This is a genomic window from Ralstonia sp. RL (assembly GCF_001683835.1).
Taxonomy (GTDB): domain Bacteria; phylum Pseudomonadota; class Gammaproteobacteria; order Burkholderiales; family Burkholderiaceae; genus Ralstonia; species Ralstonia mannitolilytica.
The window spans coordinates 64,612-89,243 of sequence record NZ_LWRX01000247.1; the positions used below are offsets into that span (position 1 = coordinate 64,612).

24 protein-coding genes and 1 pseudogene are annotated in these 24,632 nt (G+C 66.2%); 9 read left to right on the forward strand and 16 right to left on the reverse strand.

Annotated features, from left to right (window positions below):
• Window positions 1-187: 187 nt before the first annotated feature.
• Window positions 188-1,912, forward strand: a complete 1,725-nt coding sequence (gene msbA / locus A6M56_RS22400) for a lipid A export permease/ATP-binding protein MsbA (protein WP_062738321.1) — start codon at window positions 188-190, stop codon at window positions 1,910-1,912.
• A gap of 49 nt (window positions 1,913-1,961) precedes the next feature.
• Window positions 1,962-2,558 (forward strand): peroxidase-related enzyme, encoded by a 597-nt coding sequence (locus A6M56_RS22405; RefSeq protein ID WP_102079967.1) that lies wholly within the window; start codon window positions 1,962-1,964, stop codon window positions 2,556-2,558.
• A 22-nt stretch (window positions 2,559-2,580) separates the two neighbouring features.
• Here the strand turns inward: A6M56_RS22405 and A6M56_RS22410 are convergent.
• Window positions 2,581-3,087, reverse strand: a pseudogene (locus A6M56_RS22410) (LysR substrate-binding domain-containing protein); the annotation flags it as partial.
• A 99-nt stretch (window positions 3,088-3,186) separates the two neighbouring features.
• On the opposite strand from A6M56_RS22410, the gene A6M56_RS24250 reads away from it, so the two are divergent.
• Both A6M56_RS24250 and A6M56_RS22420 read left to right on the forward strand, forming a co-directional pair.
• Window positions 3,187-3,411 carry a hypothetical protein gene (locus A6M56_RS24250; RefSeq protein WP_164491060.1) on the forward strand — a complete coding sequence of 75 codons (225 nt, stop codon included), beginning with the start codon at window positions 3,187-3,189 and terminating at the stop codon, window positions 3,409-3,411.
• Window positions 3,408-3,755 (forward strand): OmpA/MotB family protein, encoded by a 348-nt coding sequence (locus A6M56_RS22420; protein ID WP_257984047.1) that lies wholly within the window; start codon window positions 3,408-3,410, stop codon window positions 3,753-3,755. Before A6M56_RS24250 ends, A6M56_RS22420 begins: the two co-directional genes overlap by 4 nt.
• Before the next feature lie 693 nt (window positions 3,756-4,448).
• Here A6M56_RS22420 and rng read toward each other — a convergent pair.
• The 8 genes from rng to A6M56_RS22460 form a co-directional block, all read right to left on the reverse strand.
• The gene (rng, locus tag A6M56_RS22425) at window positions 4,449-5,918 is read right to left on the reverse strand and encodes a ribonuclease G (protein WP_045787308.1); all 1,470 of its coding nucleotides are present in this window, start codon (window positions 5,916-5,918) and stop codon (window positions 4,449-4,451) included.
• Window positions 5,919-6,042: 124 nt separating this feature from the next.
• Window positions 6,043-6,666 (reverse strand): Maf family protein, encoded by a 624-nt coding sequence (locus A6M56_RS22430; RefSeq protein ID WP_062738326.1) that lies wholly within the window; start codon window positions 6,664-6,666, stop codon window positions 6,043-6,045.
• Complete coding sequence (gene rlmH / locus A6M56_RS22435) at window positions 6,663-7,133, reverse strand: 23S rRNA (pseudouridine(1915)-N(3))-methyltransferase RlmH (protein WP_062738327.1); 471 nt, start codon at window positions 7,131-7,133, stop codon at window positions 6,663-6,665. The genes A6M56_RS22430 and rlmH overlap by 4 nt, the downstream gene beginning before the upstream one ends.
• 21 nt (window positions 7,134-7,154) lie before the next feature.
• Complete coding sequence (gene rsfS / locus A6M56_RS22440; protein ID WP_062738328.1) at window positions 7,155-7,793, reverse strand: ribosome silencing factor; 639 nt, start codon at window positions 7,791-7,793, stop codon at window positions 7,155-7,157.
• 72 nt (window positions 7,794-7,865) lie between these two features.
• Entirely contained in the window at window positions 7,866-8,576 is a 711-nt protein-coding gene (locus A6M56_RS22445; protein ID WP_102079965.1) for a nicotinate-nucleotide adenylyltransferase, read from the reverse strand.
• A complete protein-coding gene (hemF, locus tag A6M56_RS22450; protein WP_062738330.1) occupies window positions 8,573-9,481 on the reverse strand; it encodes an oxygen-dependent coproporphyrinogen oxidase in 909 nt (302 codons plus the stop codon). Before hemF ends, A6M56_RS22445 begins: the two co-directional genes overlap by 4 nt.
• Window positions 9,482-9,634: 153 nt before the next feature.
• Window positions 9,635-10,903, reverse strand: a complete 1,269-nt coding sequence (gene purD / locus A6M56_RS22455) for a phosphoribosylamine--glycine ligase (protein WP_045787302.1) — start codon at window positions 10,901-10,903, stop codon at window positions 9,635-9,637.
• 94 nt (window positions 10,904-10,997) lie between these two features.
• Complete coding sequence (locus A6M56_RS22460) at window positions 10,998-11,723, reverse strand: YebC/PmpR family DNA-binding transcriptional regulator (protein ID WP_045787301.1); 726 nt, start codon at window positions 11,721-11,723, stop codon at window positions 10,998-11,000.
• 172 nt (window positions 11,724-11,895) lie between these two features.
• On the opposite strand from A6M56_RS22460, the gene A6M56_RS22465 reads away from it, so the two are divergent.
• Window positions 11,896-13,467, forward strand: coding sequence for a helicase HerA-like C-terminal domain-containing protein (locus A6M56_RS22465; RefSeq protein WP_102079964.1), 1,572 nt, complete (start codon window positions 11,896-11,898; stop codon window positions 13,465-13,467).
• A gap of 70 nt (window positions 13,468-13,537) precedes the next feature.
• Here A6M56_RS22465 and upp read toward each other — a convergent pair whose 3' ends face one another.
• Entirely contained in the window at window positions 13,538-14,188 is a 651-nt protein-coding gene (gene upp, locus A6M56_RS22470) for a uracil phosphoribosyltransferase (RefSeq protein ID WP_062738333.1), read from the reverse strand.
• A 73-nt stretch (window positions 14,189-14,261) separates the two neighbouring features.
• On the reverse strand, window positions 14,262-15,740 hold the full coding sequence (locus A6M56_RS22475; RefSeq protein WP_062738388.1) for an NCS1 family nucleobase:cation symporter-1: 1,479 nt from the start codon (window positions 15,738-15,740) through the stop codon (window positions 14,262-14,264).
• Window positions 15,741-15,913: 173 nt separating this feature from the next.
• Here A6M56_RS22475 and A6M56_RS22480 point away from each other — a divergent pair, with 173 nt between their 5' ends.
• Genes A6M56_RS22480 through A6M56_RS22495 form a run of 4 tightly spaced genes read left to right on the forward strand, consistent with a single transcriptional unit; the run spans window position 15,914 to window position 19,088 of the window.
• A complete protein-coding gene (locus tag A6M56_RS22480; RefSeq protein ID WP_102079963.1) occupies window positions 15,914-16,852 on the forward strand; it encodes a DMT family transporter in 939 nt (312 codons plus the stop codon).
• A 22-nt stretch (window positions 16,853-16,874) separates the two neighbouring features.
• A complete protein-coding gene (locus A6M56_RS22485) occupies window positions 16,875-17,666 on the forward strand; it encodes an SDR family oxidoreductase (protein ID WP_102079962.1) in 792 nt (263 codons plus the stop codon).
• 10 nt (window positions 17,667-17,676) lie between these two features.
• Window positions 17,677-18,111 (forward strand): methylglyoxal synthase, encoded by a 435-nt coding sequence (locus tag A6M56_RS22490; protein WP_062738336.1) that lies wholly within the window; start codon window positions 17,677-17,679, stop codon window positions 18,109-18,111.
• The gene (locus A6M56_RS22495) at window positions 18,108-19,088 is read left to right on the forward strand and encodes a quinone oxidoreductase family protein (RefSeq protein ID WP_102079961.1); all 981 of its coding nucleotides are present in this window, start codon (window positions 18,108-18,110) and stop codon (window positions 19,086-19,088) included. The genes A6M56_RS22490 and A6M56_RS22495 overlap by 4 nt, the downstream gene beginning before the upstream one ends.
• A gap of 9 nt (window positions 19,089-19,097) precedes the next feature.
• On the opposite strand, the gene A6M56_RS22500 is transcribed toward A6M56_RS22495, so the two are convergent.
• The 5 genes from A6M56_RS22500 to A6M56_RS22520 all read right to left on the reverse strand — a co-directional run bounded on the left by A6M56_RS22500 (window position 19,098) and on the right by A6M56_RS22520 (window position 24,334).
• Entirely contained in the window at window positions 19,098-19,394 is a 297-nt protein-coding gene (locus A6M56_RS22500) for a YkvA family protein (RefSeq protein ID WP_009241129.1), read from the reverse strand.
• A gap of 164 nt (window positions 19,395-19,558) precedes the next feature.
• Window positions 19,559-20,716 (reverse strand): BMP family ABC transporter substrate-binding protein, encoded by a 1,158-nt coding sequence (locus tag A6M56_RS22505; protein ID WP_027680954.1) that lies wholly within the window; start codon window positions 20,714-20,716, stop codon window positions 19,559-19,561.
• Window positions 20,717-20,795: 79 nt separating this feature from the next.
• Entirely contained in the window at window positions 20,796-21,716 is a 921-nt protein-coding gene (locus A6M56_RS22510) for an ABC transporter permease (protein WP_102066471.1), read from the reverse strand.
• Window position 21,717: 1 nt separating this feature from the next.
• A complete protein-coding gene (locus tag A6M56_RS22515) occupies window positions 21,718-22,827 on the reverse strand; it encodes an ABC transporter permease (RefSeq protein ID WP_102079960.1) in 1,110 nt (369 codons plus the stop codon).
• Window positions 22,820-24,334 (reverse strand): ABC transporter ATP-binding protein, encoded by a 1,515-nt coding sequence (locus A6M56_RS22520; protein WP_102079959.1) that lies wholly within the window; start codon window positions 24,332-24,334, stop codon window positions 22,820-22,822. Before A6M56_RS22520 ends, A6M56_RS22515 begins: the two co-directional genes overlap by 8 nt.
• Window positions 24,335-24,632 lie beyond the last annotated feature (298 nt).

Here is a 24,632-nt window from a genome sequence, read left to right on the forward strand (position 1 = left end):
CTGGTGCCAAGCTGGGCCGGGGTGGTCGATTGCCGCTAAAATGCCGGGTCGCCTCGCTGCCGGATGGCAGTGCGGGCGGCGCATCTTGCCGGCAGCCAGGTCGCAATGCGATGCAAGCTGCCCACCCATCTTTGAAAACGCCGTGAGTATACAAGCAAAGTCCGATCACCCAGCCCCCTCCAAGCCGATGCTCAAGCGGCTGTGGACCTACCTGCGCCCAGAGCTCACCGCGTTCATCCTGGCCATGGTTGCCATGGGCGTGGTGGCTGCCACTGAAGGGATCATCCCCAAGGTCGTGAAGGATCTGCTGGACCAGGGCTTCGGCGGCGAATACGCCGGCAAGCTGTGGCAGGTGCCGGCCATGCTGGTTGGCATTGCCGTGGTGCGCGGCGTGGCGCAGTTTGCGTCCACGTACCTGCTGAGCCTGGTGTCGAACAAGGTGCTGCTGAACCTGCGCATGACGATGTTCGAGCGCCTGCTGCAGGCGCCCGCGTCGTTCTACCAGCGCAACACGGCGGCGTCGATCATCAATGCGGTGATCTTCGAGGTGAACCAGGTGCTGCAGGTGCTGACCGGTGTGTTCATCACGCTGGTGCGCGATTCGATGACGGTGCTGGCGCTGCTGGTGTTCCTGTTCTATACCAACTGGCGCCTGACGCTGGTGGTGGCGGTGATTCTGCCGATCATCGGCCTGCTGATGTCGCGCATCAACCGCCGGTTGCGTTCCCTGAACCGTGAGAGCCAGAACCTGACCAACCAGGCCGCCTACGTGGTGGAAGAGGCCGTGGGCGGCTACAAGGTCGTCAAGCTGCACGGCGGCGAGGCGTATGAGTCGCTGCGCTTCAACGCCATGACGAATCGGCTGCGCGGCTATGCCATGCGCGTGGCGGTGGCCGGCGGCCTGAACCAGCCGGTCACGCAGTTCCTGGCGGCGCTGGCGCTGTCCATCATCCTGGCCATTGCCATGCTGCAGGCGCAGGCCAACCAGACCACGGTGGGCGGCTTTACCGGTTTCGTGATGGCGATGCTGCTGCTGATCTCGCCGCTCAAGCACCTGACTGACGTGAACCAGCCGCTGCAGCGCGGGCTGACTGCCGCCGAGTTCATCTTCGGACTGATCGACACGCCGGTCGAACCGCAGGAAGGCGGCAAGCGCATTGACCGCGCGCGCGGCGACATCCGCTTTGACGACGTCACGTTCCGCTACGGCCACGACGGCAAGGCAGCGCTCGACAGCATCGACCTGCACGTCAAGCCCGGCGAGGTCGTCGCGCTGGTGGGGCCGTCCGGCAGCGGCAAGACCACGCTGGTGAACCTGCTGCCGCGCTTCTTCGATCCGACCTCGGGCACGATTTCGCTCGACGGCGATGCGCTGGCTGATCTGTCGCTGCACGACCTGCGCCGCCAGATCGCCTTCGTGAGCCAGGACGTGGTGCTGTTCAACGACACCATCGCCGCCAACGTGGCCTATGGCGCGCGTGATGCGTCGGAGATCGACATGGCCCGCGTGCGCCGCGCGCTCGAGGCTGCTTACCTGACCGATGTGGTGGACAACCTGCCCGAGGGCATCGACACCAACATCGGCGACAACGGCTCGAAGCTCTCCGGCGGCCAGCGTCAGCGTCTGGCGATCGCACGGGCGATCTACAAGGACGCGCCGATCCTGATCCTGGACGAAGCGACTTCGGCGCTCGATTCCGAATCCGAGCGCCAGGTGCAGGCCGCACTCGAACGCCTGATGGAGGGCCGCACGACGCTGGTCATCGCGCACCGCCTGTCGACGATCGAGAATGCCGACCGCATCGTCGTGCTTGAGCACGGCAAGATTGCCGAAGCTGGCACGCACCGCGAACTGCTCGAGCGCGATGGGCTGTATGCTGGATTGCATCGTATCCAGTTCGCCACCCAATAAGCGTTGCCCCGGGCGGCGTGCGCAGGATGCTCAAACCAAAGGAGACATCATGACGACCACCACGCCGCCCATCAGCCGGTTCCCCGTTCCTGAACTGGCCGACATTCCTGAAGACATTCGCGCACGCATCCTGGAAGTGCAGGAGAAGACCGGCTTTGTGCCGAACGTCTTTCTCACGCTGTCGCATCGGCCCGACGAGTGCCGTGCCTTCTTCGCCTATCACGATGCCCTGATGCTGCGCGAGGGCAGCAGCTTGACCAAGGGCGAGCGCGAGATGATCGTCGTGGCCACCTCGGGCGCCAACCAGTGCCTGTATTGCGTGGTCGCGCACGGCGCCATTCTGCGCATCTACGAAAAGAACCCGCTCTTGGCGGACCAGGTTGCAGTCAACTACCGCAAGGCCGACATCACGCCGCGTCAGCGCGCGATGCTCGATTTTGCGATGAAGGTCTGCACCGCCTCGCACACCGTCACCGAGGCCGACTACGACGCGCTGCATGCGCACGGCTTTGATGACGAGGACGTCTGGGACATCGCCGGCATCACGGCCTTCTTCGGACTGTCGAACCGCATGGCGAACGTGATCTCGATGCGGCCGAACGATGAGTTCTTCCTGATGGGCCGACTGCCGCGCGACAAGCGGTAGGGCGGTAGTCCGCTCCGGCCGCCAGGGTGCGCAGCGCTTCGCGCAGCTTGACAGCGGGGCTCGGCAGGAAGCCGCGACGGCGCCGGAATGCCGTGAGCGTGCGGCGCGATATGAGACCGGGAATGGGCAGCGGTTGGATCACGCCGGCGCGGCGTCCGGCGTCGATCATCGGTTCGGCCACCCAGGTCAGAAGGCCGGAGTGCGCGACCCGGTTTTTCAGCGCCGTCACCGAGCGCGTTTCCGCCACAATGTTCGGGAGCCCCAGACCGGCGGCCTCGAACACCTGCCGCACGTGCTCGAATGGGGCGGTTCCGCGCGGTGCAACGGCCCAGGGCACCTCCAGCGTATCGCAAGGGTCAGGGCAGGGGCGCTTGCGCAGCGCGTGCCCGGGTGAGGCCACCGCACAGCTCGCGTCTTCCCAGCGGCAATCTGCGATCGCCACGATCTCTTCCGTATCGGGCATCGCCATGGACAGCGCGAGATCGATCTCGTGTTTGACCAGCCCTTCGGCCAGTCGGTCCCACACTCCCCTCCAGAATTTCCACACCGGCTTTGCCGCCGAGCTTGGGTGTGTCGATGCGTGTGGTCAGGTGGCGAGGACAATGCTCTGTTACGGCAGCAGAATGACATGTCGCTGACGACTTCGCGCTTTCACCGAGATGCCCGCGTATCAATCATCGTGTGCCCAGCGCCCCACGAGATCGGCAGGAATCGCCTGAAACACTTCATCAAAACGCTTGCCGCAGAGCCGTTCCGCTTGCTTGAGCAAAAGCCCCACGGGGCTGCTTGGCTCATGCGCCTCAAACCAACTCCGGGCGGCGCGAATGGAGGCGAGGGCGGCACTGATCCATGACGGTCTCAGGTGGGTTCGCCTCTGGAAGAGCCGACCTCATGCCGATGCTCGCGCGCCAGCTCGACCGGCTCGCCACCGTGCTTGCAGACATACGGGGCAAGGTGATCGTTCTCGGGCACACTGACGACGCCCCTGGCCCGCGTGATCGCATGGAGTCAAACCTCGCGCTGTCAACCTTGCGCGCCACGGCGGTCGCGCGGCATTTGCAGGAGCGACGGATCGCATCGGACCGCTTGTCGATCATTGGTCGTGGCGCTAAAGATCCGGTTGGAGACAACCGCACCGCCGCGGGCAGGGCGTTGAACCGGCGCGTGGAGATTGTTCTTGAAAACGAACCAATGTGATACCTCGCTGTTGCCAGGGCCGTACGAACGTCGGTGCATGCGTGGCGTAGACACCTGTTGCGCATCGGTCCAAGCCGCGCCATGGGGGCGCGGGTCAAGCTCGATTTGCTAGCGGGGCATCCCGTCCCACATACGGGGTCGAGCTGCTGACTTGGCCGCGCGCCTGGCGCAAAGAGAGGGACGGGGTCTCCTGTCTGCGATCCGATGGCTGTCTAGTCCGCGTGGGCAAAACGGAAAACTACAGGCGCTATGAAGCGGGCTGAGGGCAGCAATGCCTGCCATGGGGCCGCCGGTTCCCGTTCGATCGAGGCCGCGCGGCTTCCCGACTTCGCCACGGAACTCCTGCTGACCGCAAGCGACGGGGCGCCATTCCGCTTACTCGTGGACGGCCAGATGGATGCTAGAACTTCCGATGACAAAGTCGTTGCGTGAACTGTGGGCCGAGTTGAACGCGCTCGAGAAAGAAATCGGTCGCGTCCGCTTCCAGGAAGTCAGCGCGGAGGCGATCGGGGTCGGACAGATATGGATCTTTCGAGTTGCCCATTGCTGCATGTGTAGCCAAGTATGTGGCTACACGTCTTAGCTGCGATGCGGTGGGGTGGCAATGGATGTCGTTGGAGTGGGCTTGCTGTAGAACCTTGATCTAATTCGGTTCTATCTATTCGTGTTGAGTGACGTTGGAGCGTGCTGGACTTACATCAGAATAATGTCGTACTGCTCCTGACTGGCCGCCGACGATTCCACCTGCAGCGAGATCGGCTTGCCGATGAAGTCTCCCAGCATCGCGAGGTGCTGGCTTTCCTCTTCCAGGAAGAGGTCGATCACGGACTGCGAAGCCAGGATGCGGAATTCCCGCGGATTGAACTGCCGCGACTCGCGCATGATCTCGCGCAGGATGTCGTAGCACACCGTGCGCGGCGTCTTGACCTGCCCCTTGCCGTGGCACACCGGGCACTGCTCGCACAGCACATGCGCGAGCGATTCCCGCGTACGTTTGCGTGTCATCTCGACCAGCCCCAACTGCGAGAAGTTGTTGACCGTGATGCGCGTCCGATCGCGCGCCAAGGCCTTGCGCAGTTCGGCAAGTACAGCCTCGCGGTGCTCGGCCGACTCCATGTCGATGAAGTCGATGATGATGATGCCGCCGAGGTTGCGCAGCCGCAGCTGCCGCGCGATGGTGTGCGCGGCTTCCAGGTTGGTCTTGAAGATCGTGTCGTCGAAATTGCGCGCGCCCACGTAGCCGCCGGTGTTGACGTCGATGGTCGTCATCGCTTCGGTCTGGTCGATCATCAGATAACCGCCTGATTTCAGATCGACCCGCCTCGACAGCGCGCGCTCGATTTCCGCTTCGATGTTGTAGAGATCAAAGATCGGGCGCTCGCCCGTGTAGTGCGTCAGGCGTTCGACCACGGCCGGCGTGTATTCCTGCGCAAACTCGATCAGCTTCTGGTGGTTCTCGCGCGAATCGACCTGGATGCTGCGCGTCTCGTCAGTCACGAAATCGCGCAGCACGCGCTGGGCGAGGTTCAAGTCCTGATAGAGGATCGACGGCGCGGGCAGGGTGGTCGCGTTGTGGCGGATCGTCGCCCAGATCTTGCGCAGGTACGCCACATCGTTGGCGAGTTCTTCGTCGGTGGCTTCCTCGGCGATGGTGCGCACGATGAAGCCGCCGCGCTCGTCCGCCGGCACCATCGCGGTCACGCGGGCGCGCAGCGCTTCACGTTCGGCCTCGTTGCCGATCTTCTGCGAGATGCCGATGTGCGGATCCTGCGGCAGATACACGAGCGTGCGGCCCGCGATGCTGACCTGGGTGGACAGCCGCGCGCCCTTGGTGCCGATCGGGTCCTTGATCACCTGCACCATCAGGGCCTGGCCCTCGAAGAGCGTCTTTTCGATGGCCACCTGCGGCGTCGGCGGGGCGTCCTTGGCGTCCCGCGGGTGCCAGATGTCGGCCACATGCAGGAACGCCGCGCGCTCCAGCCCGATATCGATGAACGCCGACTGCATGCCGGGCAGCACGCGCACCACCTTGCCCAGGTAGATGTTACCGACGAGGCCGCGCGTGAGCGTGCGCTCGATGTGGAGCTCCTGAACGGCGGCTTGCTGGACGATGGCCACGCGCGTTTCTTGCGGCGTGATATTGACGAGGATGTCTTCGGACATGGGATACCTGGAGAGCGGGTTTCAGCACCCGCCTCTGGGCCGGGCCGGGCTGCCCGAAGCGTGTCTTGAAACCAGCTTCCGCACGCTGTCCGCAGCGTGGGTCCGCGGCCGGCCAGAGGGCGGGTTACAGCGTGATGCCTGCTTGCGCGAGCAGTGCGGCGGTCTCGAACAAGGGTAGGCCCATGATACCCGAATAGCTTCCCGAAATATGGGAGACAAACGCTGCGGCGCGCCCCTGGATGCCGTAGGCGCCGGCCTTGCCGAAGGGTTCTCCGCTGGCGATGTAGCGGGCGATGTCGTTGTCCGTCAGCACCGCAAAGCGCACGTCGGAAATGGACAATGCGTGCATGGGCGTGCCGTCGGTCCTGACGACGGTGACGGCCGTCAGCACGCGGTGTGCGCGCCCCGACATGCCGCGCAGCATGCGGTGCGCATCGGCGGCATCGGCCGGTTTGCCGAGAATCTCCCCATCCAGGCACACCGTGGTGTCGGACGTGAGGATCGGCAGCGCGGGGAGGTGGCGTGCGGCGCGTCGGCGCACGGCGGCTTGCGCTTTCAACGCGCAAACACGCTGGACATAGTCGTCGGGCGTCTCACCGGGGAGGACGGCCTCCAGCGCTTCGGCGTCTTCGTCACCATCGGGCAGCAGCAACGCGAAGCGCGCGCCGATCTGGCGCAGCAGCTCCTGCCGGCGCGGGCTTTGCGAGGCGAGATAGAGGTGCGGCGCGCCCGGAGCGTCCAAGGTCATACGCGGTGGTACGGGTGGTTCTGCGTGATGCTCCACGCGCGGTAGAGCTGCTCGGCCAGCAGCACGCGCACCATGCCGTGCGGCAGGGTCAGGCTGGAGAGTCGCATCAGCATGCGCGCCTTGGCCTTGAGCACCGGGTCCAGCCCGTCGGCCCCTCCGATCACGAAGGCCACGTCGCCGCCTTCCTGCTGCCATCCGGTGAGCGATTCAGCCAGCGCGACGGTGGTGAGATCCTTGCCTCGCTCGTCCAGCGCGATCATGCGGCAGCCCTTTGGCAGCGCGGCCTCGATGCGCGCAGCCTCGAGCTGCATGACGGTGGCGGCGGTGCGGCTGCCCGAGCGCTGCTCGGGCTTGATCTCGCGCAGTTCGATGCGCAGTTCGGGCGGCATGCGCTTGGCATATTCCGAGAAGCCGTCCTCGATCCAGGACGGCATCTTGTGCCCGACTGCGATGATCAGCAACTGCATGGCGGAAGGCCCGGCGCGGGATTATGATGCGCGCTTGGCCGGAGCGCGCTTGGCTGCCGTCTTGGTTGCCGTTTTTGCGACGGTCTTGGTAGCGGTCTTCGTGGCGGACTTGGCGGTGCCGGCTGCGCGCTTGGTGGCGGGCTTCTTGGCGGTCGTCTTCGCAGGCGCCTTCTTGGCGGGTGCCGCGCCCTTGGTCGGGCGTTCGCCGGCGAGCTTCGGCTTGGTGGTGCGGCGCTTGGCCGGCGTGACCTCTTCGGCCTCGTCTTCCTCGTCGTCGTAGCCCTCGCTGGCCTTGGGCAGGCCGCGCTTGCCCGTGCCACCAAGTTCGATGCGCACCGGCTTGTCACCCCAGATCTCTTCGAGGTTGTAGTACTGGCGCAGTTGCGGCTGCATGATGTGGACCACGGCGTCGCCGCAGTCGACCAGCACCCACTCGCCCACGTCTTCGCCTTCCACGGCGATGATGTGGCCGCCGGCTTCCTTGACGGCGTCACGCACGGAGGCGGCGAGGGCCTTGGTCTGGCGGTTCGACGTGCCGCTGGCGATGACCGTGCGGTCGAACAGTTCGGTCAGGTGCGTCGTATTGAAGACCTTGATGTCTTGCGCCTTGACGTCTTCGAGCGCGTCGACGATCACGCGTTGTAGTTTGCGAATATCCATGCTGATTGAGAAGAACGTTTAAGGGCGAGAAAAGGTCAGGGAAAAGGTGCGTGAAAGCGGTCAATCACGCGGTCAAGCATTGACCGTGCCGTCGGCACGGCGGTACAGCGAATGCGATTGGATCAGGTCGGCCACCCCGGCGGGCAGGTCGGCGTCGCAGCGTTCGCCCGCGGCGAGCCGCTGGCGCAGGCGCGTGGATGACAGATCGACGGCCAGGGTCTGGTCGATCCACATGTGCCCGGCGGGTGCGCATTGTATCAATGCCGCATCGGCCCGGCGTGCGTCGAGTTCGCGTTGCACCGGCGCGTGCAGCGCCTGCAGGTCAAAACCGGGCCGTGTGGCCACGCACAGGTGCACGTATTCGAACAGGTCCTGCCAGCCGTGCCAGGTGTCCAGGCCGACGAGCTGGTCGGCGCCCATCAGCCACGCCATGGAGGTGCCGGGGCCGTAGACGCGGCGCAATTCGCGCACGGTATCGATCGTGTAGCTGGGGCCATGGCGGTCGACTTCCATGCTGCTCGCATGGACCTTGGCGCGCCCGCCGCGCACCGCCCTGGCGGCCAACTCGGTCATGGCCAGGCGCAGCGGAGCGGGCGTGATGTCGGCGGCTTTCTGCCACGACACGCCGGTCGGAATCCACAGTAGTTCATCGAGATCAAGCCGCGCGATGCACAGCTCGGCCAGGGCGATGTGGCCGACATGTGGCGGATCGAACGTGCCGCCCAGCAGGCCGAGACGATAAGGACGCCCAAGCGCCGGGCGGGGGAAGGCGGGAAGCGTCATACCCAGTCGCGCGCCGGCAGGAAATCGGTGTAGAGCGCGGCTTCGGGCGAGCCCGGCTCCGGCTGCCAGTCGTAGCGCCAGTTGGCCACGGGCGGCATCGACATCAGGATCGATTCGGTCCGCCCGCCGCTTTGCAGGCCGAACAGCGTGCCACGGTCGAACACGAGGTTGAATTCGACGTAGCGGCCGCGGCGATAGGCCTGGAATGCGCGCTCGCGCTCGCCGTAGGGCGTGGCGCGGCGTTGCTCGGCGATGGGGAGCCAGGCGGGCAGGAAGGCATCCCCCACGGAGCGCATCATCTCGAAGCTGCGCTCGAAACCGAGTTCGGCAAAGTCATCGAAGAAAATGCCGCCGATGCCGCGTGCTTCCTTGCGGTGCTTCAGATAGAAGTAGTCGTCGCACCAGCGCTTGAAGCGCGGATAGAGGTCCTCGCCAAACGGGGTGAGGGCGCTCTGGCACGTGCGGTGGAAGTGGGTGGCGTCTTCCTTGAAGCCGTAATAGGGCGTCAGGTCCATGCCGCCCCCGAACCACCAGACGGGTTCCGCATCGGGTCGCTTGGCGACGAAGCAGCGCACGTTCATGTGCACGGTCGGCACGTATGGGTTGCGCGGGTGGAAAACCAGCGACACGCCCATCGCCTCGAAACCGCGTCCGGCCAGCTCAGGCCGGTTTGCGGTGGCGGACGGTGGCAGCGTGTCGCCCATCACGTGCGAGAAGCCGACGCCGCCGCGCTCGAGCAGCGCCCCGCCTTCGAGGATGCGGGTGCGGCCGTTGCCGCGCAGGCGCTCGGTGGGCGGCTTCTCCCACGCGTCGGTGGCGAACGTGCCGCCGTCGAGCGTGCTTGCGGCGGTGGTGATGCGGTCCTGCAGGTCCAGCAGGTAGTCGCGGACGGCTTGGGTATCCATCAGTCGGGAAAGGGGCCGCCCGGGCGGCCAAGTCATGCGGGTGTCACCATTGTAGCGGGCGGGCCGCTGACGGCTGGGTGGGGATCACCCGAGGTGACGGAAGCCGCGCCCGGGGTGCGAGGCGCGGCATCGGGTGACGATTGCGTGGCGGGCTCAGTGGCGAATGGCGCGATGCCCGATGTCGGTGCGGTACTGGGCGCCGTCGAAGCGGATCTGCTCGACCACGCTGTAGGCGGCACGCTGCGCTGCCTTGACGGAGTCGGCCAGCCCGACCACGCACAGCACGCGGCCGCCGCTCGTGGTCAATTCGCCGTCCTTGAGCGTGGTGCCGGCGTGGAACGTGACGCTGTCCTCGGTTTCCTTCGGGATGCCGGTGATGACGTCGCCCTTGCGCGGGGCGTCGGGGTAGCCGTGGGCGGCCATGACCACGCCCAGCGCGGTGCGGCGGTCCCAGTCGAGTTCCATGCCGTCGAGCTTGCCGTCGATGGCGCGGTCGAGGACGTCGAACAGGTCGGTCTTCATGCGCGCCATGATGGGCTGCGTTTCCGGGTCGCCCATGCGGCAGTTGAACTCGAGCGTCTTCGGGTTGCCGTCGGCGTCGATCATCAGGCCGGCGTAGAGGAAACCGGTGTACGGGATGCCGTCCTTCTCCATGCCACGGATGGTCGGCAGGATGATCTCGCGCAGCGCACGGGCGTGCAGCGTCGGCGTAACGACTGGCGCGGGAGAGTAGGCCCCCATGCCGCCCGTATTGGGGCCGGCATCGCCGTCGAGCAGGCGCTTGTGGTCCTGGCTCGTGGCCAGCGCCACCACGTTCTTGCCGTCGCACACGACGATGAAGCTCGCCTCTTCGCCGGCGAGGAATTCTTCGATCACCACGCGAGCACCGGCGTCGCCCAGGCGGTTGTCGGCCAGCATCATGTCGATGGCGCCGTGCGCTTCTTCAGCGGTCATGGCCACGACCACGCCCTTGCCCGCAGCCAGGCCGTCGGCCTTGATGACGATGGGGGCGCCTTCCTGGTCGACGTAGGCATGTGCCTGCGCGGCATCGCTGAAGGTCTGGTACTTGGCGGTCGGAATACCGTGGCGCTGCATGAACGCCTTGGCGAAATCCTTCGACGATTCGAGCTGCGCCGCCGCCTTCGTCGGGCCGAAGATGCGCAGGCCCTTGGCGCGGAAGAGGTCGACGATACCGGCGGCCAGCGGCGCCTCTGGGCCCACCACCGTGAAGTGGATGCCTTCGCGCTCGGCAAAGGCGGCCAGCACTTCCGGGTCCGTGATCGGCAGGTTCTGCAGGCGTTTGTCGAGCGCCGTGCCGCCGTTGCCCGGCGCCACGTACACCACCTGCACCTTGGGCGAGCGTGCCAGCTTCCATGCCAGGGCGTGCTCCCGTCCGCCCGAACCGACGACCATCACTTTCATGCTGTACCTACCTGAGATTGCAAATCCGATTCGAAATCTGAAAAACAAAAACGGCGATCGTGAGGTCGATCGCCGTTATGCGCGCGTCCGGGGCTTATTCCCCGATGACCGCGTTGGTGAAGACTTCCTGCACGTCGTCCAGGTTTTCCAGGGCGTCGAGCAGCTTCTGCATCTTGACCGCGTCGTCGCCGGTGAACTCGACTTCGGTCTGAGGCTTCATGATGACCTCGGCCAGTTCGGCCTTGAAGCCGGCGGCTTCGAGCGCGGTCTTGACCTTGCCGAAATCGTTCGGCGGGCAGATGACCTCGAGCGAGCCGTCTTCATTCGTGACGACGTCGTCGGCGCCCGCTTCGAGCGCGGCGTCCATCAGCTTGTCTTCGGGCGTGCCGGGGGCAAAGATGAACTGGCCGACGTGGTCGAACAGGAATGCCACCGAGCCCTGCGTGCCCATGTTGCCGCCGTGCTTGTCGAACGCGTGGCGGACTTCGGCCACGGTGCGCGTGCGGTTGTCGGTCATGCAGTCGACGATGACGGCGGCGCCGTTGATGCCGTAGCCTTCGTAGCGGATTTCTTCGTAGTTCGCGCCTTCCAGGCCCCCCACGCCGCGCTGAATGGCGCGCTGGATGTTGTCCTTGGGCATGTTGGCGTCGGTGGCTTTGTCCATGGCCAGGCGCAGGCGGGGGTTGGAGTCGGCATCGCCTCCGCCCAGGCGGGCCGCCACGGTGATTTCCTTGATCAGGCGTGTCCAAACTTTGCCGCGCTTGGCGTCGGCAGCGGCTTTTTTATGCTTGATATTGGCCCATTTGGAATGACCGGCCATGAAACTCTCCGAGCGGAATGCAGTGGAATCTGGCGCGCAGATGGCGGTCCGACGCCACCTGCACGCTCTATAATCGGTCGCGGATTTTAGCATGCTGAACCCGACCGCCGCGCCGTCCGTCCGGTCTGGCACGCGGGTGCGCCACCCTCCGATTGATCCACGTCTGAACGCCATGACCGATCCCATTCTGATTGCCAAGAACGCCAAGACCGAACTGGTGCTGCTGCCCCAGCTTGCCAACCGGCATGGCCTGATCACCGGCGCCACCGGCACCGGCAAGACGGTGACGCTGCAAACCATCGCGCAGGGCCTGTCGAACATCGGCGTGCCCGTGTTTATGGCCGACGTCAAAGGTGATCTGACCGGCATTTCCCAGCCCGGCCAGTCGAACGACAAGCTCAAGGCGCGCCTGCAGGAGCGGGGCCTGGACGAGCCCCAATGGGCCGCCTGCCCCGTCACGCTGTGGGACGTGTATGGTGAGCGCGGCCACCCCGTGCGCGCCACGGTGTCGGACATGGGCCCGCTGATGCTGTCGCGCATGCTCGAGCTCAACGACATCCAGACGGGCGTGCTCAACCTCGTCTTCAGGATCGCAGACGATTCGGGCCTTGCGCTGCTCGACCTGAAAGACCTGCGCGCGATGCTCCAGCACGTCGGCGAGCACGCGTCGGACTACACGAACCAGTACGGCAATATCTCGTCGGCGAGCATCGGCGCCATCCAGCGCAACCTGATCGCGCTGGAAGAGCAGGGCGCCGACCGGTTCTTCGGCGAGCCGATGCTCGACATCAACGACCTGATGCAGACCATCGGCGGCAAGGGCGTGGTCAACATCCTGGCGGCGGACAAGCTGCTCAACGCGCCGCGGCTGTACGCCACGTTCCTGCTGTGGATGCTTTCCGAGCTGTTCGAGCATCTGCCCGAAGTCGGCGACCTCGACAAGCCGAAGCTCGCCTTCTTCTTCGACGAGGCGCATCTGCTGTTCAACGATGCGCCGCCGTCGCTGCTGCAGAAGGTCGAGCAGGTCGTGCGGCTGATCCGCTCGAAGGGCGTGGGCGTGTACTTTGTCACGCAGAATCCGGCCGATGTGCCGGACACGGTTCTCGGCCAGCTGGGCAACCGCGTGCAGCACGCGCTGCGCGCCTTCACGCCGCGCGACCAGAAGGCCGTCAAGGCCGCGGCCACCACGATGCGCGCGAACCCGGAGTTCAGCATCGAACAGGCGATCAGCGAGTTGGCTGTGGGCGAGGCGCTGATCTCGCTGCTCGACGAGGGCGGGCGCCCCGAGGTGACGCAGCGCGCGTTTGTCGTGCCGCCCGCATCGCGCATCGGGCCGATTTCGGACGACGAGCGCAAGGCGCTGCTCGCGAACTCGCTGGTGGCCGGCCGCTATGACACCGCCATCGACCGCGAATCCGCCTACGAAAAGCTCAAGGGCCGCGTGGCGCCGGACGGCAATGGGGCGGCCGCCCCCGCGCCGGGCACGATCGGCACGGACTTCGGCGCCTCGGCAGGTTCGGCGCCCGAGCCCGCCCCCGCGCCGACGGCGCCTGCCCAGGAAGGCGGCGGCTGGCTCGGCGAAGTCGGTTCGATCCTCACCAAGGGCACCGGCCGCAGCGGGCGTGGCGATTCAATTGTCGAAACGCTGGCCAAGTCGACCATGCGCACGATCGGCTCGACGGTCGGGCGCGAGATCGTGCGCGGCGTGCTGGGCAGCATCCTGGGCGGATCGAAAAAGCGCTGAGCGTTTGCCGCGCCCAGAAGCAAACAGCCGGCAATGCCGGCTGTCTTCGTTTGCGCAGAACCTGTCGCGATCAGTTCTTCGTGCCGAACAGGCGGTCGCCCGCGTCGCCCAGGCCCGGGATGATGTACGCGTTGCCGTCCAGGTGCGAATCGAGCGAGGCCACGAAGAGCTTCACGCCCGGGTGCGCCTTCTGGAAGACCTCCACCCCTTCGGGGGCGGCCACGAGGGCGAGGAACAGGATGTTCTCATCCGGCACGCCACGCTTCTTCATCACGTCGATGGCGTGCGCGGCCGAGTAGCCCGTCGCGACCATCGGATCGCAGAGGATGAACGTGCGCTCTTCCAGGTCAGGCAGCCGCACGAGGTACTCCACCGGACGATGCTGCTCATCGCGGTACACACCGATGTGGCCGACCCGCGCGGACGGAATCAGTTCCAGCAGCCCGTCGCTCATGCCCACGCCCGCGCGCAGCACCGGCACCACGGCCAGCTTGCGGCCGGCGATGACGGGCGCGTCCATCGGGCCCATCGGCGTGTCGATGTGGCGCGTGGTGAGCGGCAGGTTGCGTGTGATCTCGTAGCCCATCAGCAGCGTGATCTCGCGCAGCAGCTCGCGGAACGTGCGCGTGGACGTGTCCTTGTCGCGCATGTGCGTGAGCTTGTGCTGGATCAGCGGATGATCGAGGATGAACAGGTTCGGGAAGCGCGGGTCTTGTTTCATGGCAAGGCGGGAAGACGGGAATGCGGTGATGGGGCGCATTGTACGGCGGGCCCCACCCGGAGAGTCGAACGGTTTATCGGCGGCCGCGCATGAGGATGACGTACACCACGGCGGAGATCGCCAGCCCCACGAACCACGCATACGTGTACAGCGCCTCGAAGACGGCCGGCACGCTGGGAACGAACCCGGCCTGCTTGAAGAAGCCCGGCAGGTTCGGCAGCACGCCGATGACCAGCGCTGCAATCGCGCGGCCGTTCCAGCCGTTGCCGTAGCCATAGGGGCCGTCCAGGCGGAACAGCTCGCCGGTCTTGAGCACCGTACGGCGCACCAGGAAGTAGTCGACCATCATGATGCCGGCCACCGGGCCCAGCAGCGCGCCGTAACCAACCAGCCACGTGAAGATGTAGCCCTTGGTCGTCTCCAGGATCTTCCACGGCATCATCGCCAGGCCGATGCCCGCGGTGATGTAGCCGCCGATGCGGAACGAGATGCGATGCGGCGCCAGGTTCGAGAAGTCATATGCCGGCGAGACCACGTTGGCGGCGATGTTCGTCATCAGCGTGGCGGTGATCAAGGCCAGCAGTGCGACGATGACGGACGGGCCCGTCATCTTGCCGGCCAGCGTGACCGGATCCCAGATGGCCTGGCCGTAGATGACCACGGTGGACGAGGTGACCAGCACGGCCACCAGCGCCAGCAGCCCCATTGGCCCCGGCAGGCCGATGGCCTGCCCGACGAGCTGGTCGCGCTGGCTGCGCGCGAAGCGGGTGAAGTCGGGGATGTTCAGCGCCAGCGTGGCCCAGTAGCCGACCATGGCGGTCAGCGAAGGCCAGAAGAAGCCCCAGAACTCGCCCGCGCGCTTGCCGCCGTCGGCAAAGGCCGATGGCGCCGACAGCATCGGCCCGAAGCCGCCCGCATTCGTGTACGCCCACCACACCAGCCCCAGCGCAGCCAGGATCAGCAGCGGCGTGGCCAGCGCCTGGAAACGCTTGATCGATTCGAGCCCACGGGTGATCAGCCAGATGTGCAGGCCCCAGAACAGCAGGAAGCAGAACCCTTGGCCCGGGTTGATGCCCAGCCCCGGGATGTTGCCGCCCACCAGCATGTTGTCGGTGATGACGTTCAGGATGGTGTAGATGGCCTGGCTGCCCAGCCACGTCTGGATGCCGAACCAGCCGCACGCCACGATCGCGCGCAGGATGGCCGGCAACTGCGCGCCGCGCACGCCAAACGACGCACGCACCAGCACGGGGAAGGGGATGCCGTACTTGGTGCCCGCGTGTCCCACCAGCACCATCGGCACCAGCACGATCAGGTTGCCGAGGAACACCGTCAGCACCGCCTGCCACCAGTTCATCCCCTCGCTCATCAGGCCGGAGGCGAGCATGTAGGCGGGCACCGACACCACCATCGATACCCACAGGGCGGCGTAGTTGGCGGCCGTCCAGGTGCGGGCGGCCGGCGGGGTGGGGTTGAGGTCTTCGTTCCAGAGCGTCGGATCCGGCGCCCCGCTGGCGCCGCCGGAGTGGGCGGGGGAGGTGGTTTGGCTCATGTCGATGTGGAATCCGTTGTCGTTGTGATAGTCCGGAATGCAGGCGCGATTGTACGGCGGTCCTGGGCGCGCCCAAGCGAACGCCGTGCCACGGAGGTTGCACCCCGCCCGGAACGATTTGTTGAATTCAAATACAATCGACGCGCTCGCCAACCCGCCCCGCGCTCCCCGCTGTGACCACCGCGTCCTCTGCGTCTTCCACCTCCACGCGCACCACCGACACCGGCGGCCTGCTGCTTGCCTCCGTGGGCGCCGTGCTGTTCTCGGCCAAGGCCATCGTCGCCAAGCTGATGTACCGGTATCAGGTGGATGCCGTCATGGTGATCACCCTGCGCATGCTGCTGGCCGCGCCGCTGTTCATGGCGATGGGCTGGTGGCAATCGCGGCGGGCTGCGCCCCTGGCCCCGGCCGACCGCTGGCGCATCGTCGGCCTGGGGCTGATCGGCTACTACCTCTCGAGCTTCCTCGACTTCCTGGGCCTGCAATACATCACGGCCGGGCTGGAGCGGCTGATCCTGTTCCTGACGCCGTCGTTCGTGCTGCTGATCACGGCGACGGTGTTCAAGCGGCGCATTACCGGCTTGCAGTGGGCCTCCTTGGCGCTCGCCTACGCGGGCATCGTGCTGGTGTTCGCGCACGATCTCGATCTGGGCGGCGGCCACGTGTGGCTCGGCGGCGGCCTGGTGCTCGCCAGCGCCATCAGCTATGGCGTCTACCTGCTGGCAAGCGGCGAGCTCGTCAAGCGCGTCGGCTCGATGCGGCTCGTGGCCTATGCGATGTGCGTCTCGACGGTGGCGTGCATCGTCCAGTTTCTGGTGCTGCGGCCGGTGCATGCGCTGGTGCTGCCGTGGCAGGTGTATGGGCTGTCGGCCATCAATTCGGTGTTCTGCACCGTGGCGCCGGTCACGCTCACGATGATGGCCGTGGCGCGCGTCGGTGCGCCGGTGGCCTCGCAGGCGGGCATGATCGGGCCGGTGTCCACGCTGCTGCTGGGCTGGTGGCTGCTGGGCGAGCCGATCACGTTGTGGCAGATCACCGGCAGTGCGTTGGTACTCGCGGGCATGGCGCTGCTGTCCCGCCGCGGTGGTCAATCCGGCGGTCCGCCGAAATAAACCTCAAGAGGAGTCAGGCAGGATGGATCTGGGCTTGAAAGGCAAGCGCGCGCTGGTGTGCGGCGCGAGCAAGGGATTGGGCTTCGCCTGCGCCGATGCGCTGGCAGCGGAAGGCGTGGACGTGGTGATCGTCGCGCGTGGCGCCGAGGCATTGCAGGCTGCGGCGGACCGCATTCGCAGCGCACATGGCGTGCGTGTGGAGGCCGTGGCCACCGACATCACCACGCCGGAAGGCCGCGCCGAGGCGCTGCTCGCGTGCGAGCGCCTGGGCGGCTCGCCGGACATCCTCATCAACAACGCGGGCGGACCGCCGCCGGGCAACTTCCGTGACTGGGACCGCGAGGCGTGGATCGCCGCACTGAATGCCAACATGCTCACGCCCATCGAGCTCATCAAGGCGACCGTCGACAAGATGATCGAGCGCCGCTGGGGCCGCATCGTCAACATCACCAGCGGTGCGGTGAAGGCGCCGATCGACGTGCTGGGCCTGTCCAACGGTGCGCGCTCCGGCCTGACCGGCTTTGTGGCGGGGCTGGCGCGCGAGGTCGCCAAGCACGGCGTGACCGTCAACAACCTGCTGCCGGGCCAGTTCGAGACCGACCGCCTGGCCAAGACGCTGGAAGCCGGCGCCAAGGCGGCGGGCATCAGCGCCGAAGAAAACTACGAGCGCAAGCGCCAGGGCAACCCGGCGCGGCGCTTTGGCCAGCCGGCCGAATTTGGCGCCGTGTGCGCCTTCCTGTGCAGCCAGCACGCCGGCTACCTGAACGCGCAGAACATCCTGCTGGATGGCGGCGCATACCCTGGCACCTTCTGAGCCAACCACGATGACGACCCTGACGCCCGAGAGCGCCCCCCCGAAACGCCGCCGCATCGCCCTGATCGCGCACGACCACAAGAAAGACGACATGGTGGCGTTCGCGCAGACGCATCAGGCCTTTCTCTCGCAATGCGATCTGCTGGCTACGGGCACCACCGGCGGCCGGCTGGAGAAGGAGGTCGGCCTGACCGTGCAGCGCATGCTGTCCGGCCCGTGGGGCGGCGACCTCCAGATCGGCGCGCAGCTTGCTGAAGGCCGTGTCGACGCGGTGATCTTCCTGCGCGACCCGATGACGCCGCAGCCGCATGAACCCGACATCAACGCGCTCGTGCGCGCGTGCGACGTGCACAACATTCCCTGCGCCACCAACCTGGCGACCGCCGACCTGGTGATGTCCGCCCTGCAGGTGGTGCAGCCCGACCCGAAGGAGATCCACGCATGACACAAGCGAAAGCCATCCGCATCTTCGAGACCGGCGGTCCGGAAGTGATGCAGTACGTCGATGTCGACGTGCCTGCACCCGGCCCCGGCGAGGCCACCATCAAGCAGCACGCCATCGGTCTGAACTACATCGACGTCTATTTCCGCACCGGGCTGTATCCGCAGCCGCTGCCGGGCGGTATCGGCATGGAAGCCTCCGGGGTGGTCGAAGCGGTCGGTGAGGGCGTGACGCACGTCAAGCCCGGCGACCGCGTGGCCTATGCCGGCCGCCCCACCGGCGCCTACGCTGCGGTGCGCACGATGCCTGCCGACATTCTTGTGCGGCTGCCGGATGCGATCGACTTTGAAACCGGCGCCGCGATGATGCTGCAGGGCATGACCGCGCAATACCTGCTTCGTGACAGCTACCGCGTTCAGCCGGGCGATACGGTGCTGTTTCATGCAGCCGCAGGCGGCGTGGGCCTGATCGCATGCCAGTGGCTGAAGGCCCTTGGCGCCACGGTGATCGGCACCGTCGGCAGCGATGCCAAGGCCGAACTTGCCCGCGCGCACGGCTGCGATCACACCATCGTCTATACGCGTGAGAACTTCACCGAACGCGTGCGCGAAATCACGGGCGGCAAGGGCGTGCCCGTGGTCTACGACGGCATTGGCAAAGACACGTTCGCGGGCTCTCTGGATTGCCTCGCGCCGCGCGGGATGATGGTCACGTACGGCAACGCATCGGGGCCGGTGCCGCCGGTTGACCTCAGCGTGCTGAGCGCAAAAGGCTCGCTCAAGATCACGCGACCGACGCTGATGACGTACACGGCGCGGCGCGAGCTGCTGGAGCCGATGGCGGCAGAGTTGTTTGATGTGGTGAGCAGCGGCAAGGTGAAGATCGAGATTCACCAGCGCTACGATCTGCAGAACGCGGCGCAGGCGCACCGCGATCTGGAAGCGCGCAAGACGACCGGTTCGACGATCCTCTTGCCGTAAGTTGAGACGTTACCGCCCGGAGGGCTTCACCCGCCGGGCGGCGGCAAAGCGCGCATCCTCGCGCACGCGGTCGGGCAGGCCGCGCAGCAGCATGTGCAGCGCGAACGGCACCAGCACGATGTCGTCCACCCAGCCGATTACCGGGATGACATCCGGGATCAGGTCGACCGGCGATACCACATACCCCACCAGCAGCAGCGCAGCCGGCGCGAGCCACCACGGCTTGTCGGGATGGCGCAGCGCAAACCACAGCAGGCGCACGTCGTTGCGCACCACGCTCCACAGGCGGAAAAGTCGTCCGAACATCGTGGGCTCCTTGATGAAAAGTCGGCGTCACATGAGGGCGTTTGGCCGGCAAACCATCGTATCAGCTTGGGGACATGGCCGGGCTTTCAAGGTGGGGCCCCATCGTCCATGAAAAAAGCCGGCCCTCTTGCGAGGTGCCGGCTTTTTGCCGCCACGGGTAGAACTCAACCCGGAATCTTGCCTTCCACGCCTTCCACGTAGAACTTGATGCCGTGCAGGAAGCCGTCGTCGGCGACCTTGTCGGCGGGCAGGACTTCCTTGCCGGTGTTGTCCTTGAGCGGACCCTTCCAGATCGGTGCGGAGCCGTCGATGATGCCCTTCTTGCGGGTTTCGATCAGCGTCTTCACGTCTTCCGGCACCACGGCGTTGTAGGCGCCCAGGTCGATGGCGCCTTCCTTCAGGCCCCACCACACGGTTTCCGGCTTCCACTTGTTTTCGAGCACGTCGCCGACGACCTTGGTGTAGTACACGCCCCACTTGTTCATCGAGGCGGCCAGGTGGGCCTTCTCGCCGAACTTGGTCATGTCGCTGTCCCAGCCGATGGCGTAGACGCCTTTTTCCTGGGCCGTTTGCACGACGGCGGCGGAGTCGGTGTTCTGCATCAGCACGTCGACGCCCTGACCGATGAGCGTGGTGGCCGCTTCGCGCTCCTTGCCCGGGTCAAACCACTTGTTGACCCACACCACGCGGGTGGTGGCCTTCGGGTTGACGCTGCGCGCGCCCAGCGTGAACGAATCGATGTTGCGGATCACCTCGGGGATGGGCACCGAACCCACCACGCCCAGCTTGCCCGACTTGCTCATCTTGCCGGCCACCACGCCCGCGAGGTACGCGCCTTCATACGTGCGCACGTCGTACTGGCCGAGGTTGTCGGCGGTCTTGAAACCGGTGGCGTGCTCGAACTTCACGTCCGGGAATTCCTTGGCGACCTTGAGCATCGATTCCATGAAGCCGAAGCTCGTGCCGAAGATGACCTTGTTGCCCTGCGTGGCGAGATCGCGGAACACGCGCTCGGCGTCCGCAGCGCTTTCGGGGACGCTTTCGACGAAGCTGGTCTTGACCTTGTCGCCGAACTTGGCTTCGACCTCCTTGCGGCCGGCGTCGTGGGCGTACGTCCAGCCTGCGTCGCCCACCGGGCCGACGTAGACGAACGCAACCTTCAGCGGCTCATTGGCCGGCGCCGGTGCGGCAGCGGCGGGGGCCGACGATGCGGCCGGCGCGGCATTGCCGCCGGCGTTGTCGTTGGACTTGCCGCAACCCCAGAGGGTCAGGGCAGCGCCGGCGGCCAGGGCGGCCAGCGTGATCCTGCGAGTGACGTTCATCGATTTCTCCTGTTGTGTGGCTCGTTGACTGTGTTGAAGCAAATAAAAGCGGAATGCAGAAGCTGAGGCTGCATGCAGTTTAGGCAGCCCCGGGGCGGAACGGCTTGCCAAGCGATGCGGGCATGTTCAGGCGAATCCAGTCCGGGTTGCGCGAGATGATGGCCAGCACGACGATGGTGGCCGCAAAAGGCGCCATCGACAGAATCTGCGACGGCACCGACACGCCCATCCCTTGCAGGTGGAATTGCAGGATCGTCACGCCGCCGAACAGCAGCGCACCGAACAGGATGCGCAGCGGGCGCCAGGTAGCAAAGGTGGTCAGCGCGAGGGCAATCCAGCCGCGGCCGGCGACCATGTTCTCGACCCACATCGGCGTGTAGACCAACGAGAGGTACGCGCCGGCCAGCCCGCAGCATGCGCCGCCAAACAACAGCGCGCCAAAGCGGACGGTGCGCACCGGATAGCCAAGAGCATGCGCCGACTCCGGCGATTCACCGATCGCGCGCAGCGTGAGACCAGCCCGCGTCTTGAACAGGAACCACGCAATCGCGCCGCACAGCAGCAGGCTGAAATAGACCATCCAGTGATGCGCGAAGAGGGCGGGGCCGACAAACGGGATCGACTCCAGCCCGGGGATGCCGTGCGCCTGCGCCGGCAGCGACATGCCGACAAAGCGCTGGCCCATGAAGGCCGACAGCCCGGTGCCGAAAATAGACAGGGCGAGGCCCGTGGCGACCTGGTTGGTGACGAGCACCAGCGCCAGCCATGCAAACAGCGACGCCATCACCATGCCGGCAATCGCGCCGGCAGCAAAACCCAGCAGCGGAATCTGCGTCTGGTAGCCGACCATGAAACCGACCACGGCCGCCACCAGCATCATCCCTTCGGCGCCGAGGTTGAGCACGCCGGAGCGCTCGTTCATCAAGAGGCCAAGGGCGGCCAGCAGCAGCGGGGTGCCGGCGTTGATCGACGCGGCGATCAGGGGAGCGAGACTTTCCATATCAGTGGTGCGCGCGCCAGCGCAGGCGGTATTCGATGAGCGTGTCGCAGGCGAGCAGGAAGAACAGCAACATCCCCTGGAACACTCCGGTAATGGCCGACGGCAGCCCCAGGCGCGATTGCGCAAGCTCGCCGCCGATATAGAAGAGCGACATCACGATCGCGCCCAGCACGGTGCCCACCGGGTTCAGGCGCCCGACGAACGCCACCACGATGGCCGCAAAGCCGTAGCCGGGGGAAATGGATGGCAGCAGCTGCCCGATCGGCCCGGTGACTTCGAAGGCGCCGGCAATGCCTGCCAGGCCGCCCGACACCAGCAGCGCCGTCCACAGCGCCGCCCGCGACGAGAAACCTGCATAGCGCGCGGCTTGCGGTGCCAGGCCGCCGACTTGAAGGCGATAGCCCGCAAAGCTGCGGAAGACAAACAACGTCATCGCCGCCGTCATCACCAGCATGAACAGGAAGCCGACGTGCAGGCGCGTGCCGGCCACGAGCGTCGGCAGGACGAACGCGCTGTCGAACACGATCGATTGCGGGAAGTTCATGCCGTTCGGGTCTTTCAACGGCCCGTTGACCACGTACAGCAGCAGCAACTGCGCGATGTACGTGAGCATGAGCGAGACGAGAATCTCGTTGGCATGAAAGCGATCGCGCAGCAGCGCGGTGATCGCCGCCCACAGCGCGCCGCCGATCAGGCCGGCAATGATGGCCAGCACCAGCGCAAAGCCGCCGGGGATGGCGGGCATCGGCGTATCGAAGTAGATGATGGTGGCCGCTGCAAAGATGCCGCCCACGATGAGCTGCCCCTCCGCGCCGATGTTCCATACGTTGGCGCGATAGCACACCGACAAGCCCAGCGCGCACAGCACCAGCGGCACGGTCTTGAGCAGCACTTCACCAATCGCCCGCTTGCTGACCAGCGGTTCGACCAGGAACACGCGCAGGCCCGCCACCGGATCCTTGCCCAGCAGCGCGAACAGCAGCAGGCCGAACGCCATCGTCAGCACCAGCGCGATGAGCGGCGAGGCATAGGCCATGGTGCGCGACGGGATCGCCCGCAACTCCAGCGAAACCGGCAACGCCAGACGGCTGCCATGCATGACATCAGCCATGGGCCACCTCCGAGCTGGCAGCGGCTGGCGCGGACGCTTTGTCCCACATGCCGCTCATCCACAGGCCGATCTGTTCGCGGTCGGTGGCGTGCGTGGGCGTGGAGGGGGAGAGGCGCCCGTTGGCGATCACGTGCAGGCGATCGCACAGCGCAAAGAGTTCGTCGAGTTCTTCCGACACGATAAGGATGGCGCAGCCCCCCGCCTTGAGCGCGAGGATTTCGTTGTGGATCTGAGCAGCGGCGCCCACGTCGACGCCCCAGGTGGGCTGCGCGACGATGAGCACGCGCGGCGCGCATTCGATTTCGCGGCCGACGATGAATTTCTGCAGGTTGCCGCCCGACAGGCTCTTGGCCAACGCGTCGGGGCCGCCGGCCTTCACGCCAAACCGGCTGATGATGGCGGTAGCCAGCTTGGCGGCGGCTTTCTTGTCGATGAGCCCGCCGCGCACCTGGGGTGCACGCTGATGCGTCAGCAGCGTATTGGCTGCCAGCGACAGCGAGGGCACGGCGCCGCGCCCCAGGCGCTCTTCCGGCACGAACGACAGCCCGCGCTTGCGGCGCGCACGCGGGTCCAGCTTGGCGACCGGCTCGTTGCCGATGCTGATGGTCTGTGCCGACGCGCGGGTGTCTTCGCCGGACAGGGCTGCCAGCAGTTCCTGCTGCCCGTTGCCCGATACGCCTGCAATGCCGACGATCTCGCCGCTGCGCAACTGCAGGGCGATGTCCCGCAGCTCCGTCGCAAAGGCGTGGGCCTTGGGCAGCGACAGTCCGGCCACCTCCATGCGCACCTCGCCGGGTGTGGTCTGGGGGCGCAATTCGCGCGGAGGCTCGCCGCCGATCATCATGCGCGACAGCGACGCCGCCGTTTCCTGGCGCGGGTCGCACACGCCCGTGACCTTGCCCATGCGCATCACCGTGGCGGTGTGGCACAGGGCCTGGATCTCGTCGAGCTTGTGGCTGATGTAGAGGATGCTCGTGCCTTCTGCCGCCAACTGGCGCAGCGTCACGAACAGCTTTTCGACGGCCTGCGGCGTCAGCACCGAGGTCGGCTCGTCAAGGATCAGCAGACGCGGCTTGGTGAGCAGGGCGCGCACGATTTCCACGCGCTGGCGCTCGCCCACGGAAAGCGTATGCACATGGCGATGCGGCTCCAGCGGCAGGCCGTATTTCTCGCCCGTGCTGCGCACCTGGTCAGCCACGTCGCGCAAATCGGTGCCTGCGGGCAGGCCGAGCAGGATGTTCTCCGCCACCGTGAGCGTGTCGAACAGCGAAAAGTGCTGGAACACCATGGCGATGCCGAGCGCGCGCGCCTGGTGCGGATTGGCGATCTCGACGCGCTGGCCGTCGAGCTGCATCTCGCCGGCGTCAGGCTGCACGGCGCCGAAGATGATCTTCATCAACGTCGACTTGCCGGCGCCGTTTTCGCCCAGCACGGCGTGGATCTCGCCCGGCGCGACAGTCAGGCTGACGCCGTCGTTGGCGACCACGCTCGGGTAGCGCTTGGTCATGCCCGTCAGCGACAGGCGTGGTGGGAGTGGTGTCACAACAGGTTGGCTCGTGGTTTCCGTGCCGCTCACCGCGAGCGCATGTCGCGGAGGCAGTCTTTTTAGGGCGTTGACGACACTGCACAACAGGCGATGCCGACGCAGATTCGCGCCGACGCATCGCAGCAATCATCATGGGTGTGTGATGCTTATCATCAACGATGAATTATATCGTCCGGCACCGTGCCGGACGTCTGGTCTGGCGGGATCGGCGCATGCCTCGTACGGGGGGTGGGGGAGTGCAAAAGCCGTGCCGGCCCGA